Source organism: Pauljensenia sp. UMB3104 (genome assembly GCF_030217285.1).
GTDB lineage: Bacteria > Actinomycetota > Actinomycetes > Actinomycetales > Actinomycetaceae > Pauljensenia.
Window position 1 is genome coordinate 1 of record NZ_JASONN010000087.1, and the last position, 389, is coordinate 389.

At 53.7% G+C, this 389-nt stretch carries 1 protein-coding gene; it reads left to right on the top strand.

Translation table 11 applies throughout. From position 1 onward, the window contains the following. Window positions 1-108: 108 nt before the first annotated feature. Window positions 109-389: N-acetylmuramoyl-L-alanine amidase (locus tag QP415_RS10875; RefSeq protein WP_285100069.1), on the top strand; the 281-nt coding region annotated here is incomplete at its 3' end.

Consider the following 389-nt stretch of genomic DNA (forward strand, 5'->3'; position numbering starts at 1 on the left):
ACTATGTGGGAGCACAAAAACTAATCAAAACCACTCATTCATCCCCCGCACCCTACAGGGTGTTGGGGCTTTTTTATACCCAAAACCAAAAGAATGTGAGGAGCCCATATGGCATATCAAGATATAACCTGCTATGACTCACCGAATTACACGCCTGGCAGGGGCGGCACGCAAGTGAATGTGATTGTTATTCACTGGTGGAATAGTCCGGATCGTAATCCCGGGTTTGAGGGGGCAATACGCACCCTGTGCAACCCGGCGGTTGGCACCTCCGCCCACTGCGTAGCAGAAGCAGGCCGAGTAGCGTGGATCGTAAACGCCGCCGATACAGCCTGGCACGCCGGCGACTACTCCGTCAACAAGCGTTCTATCGGCATCGAGTGTAACCC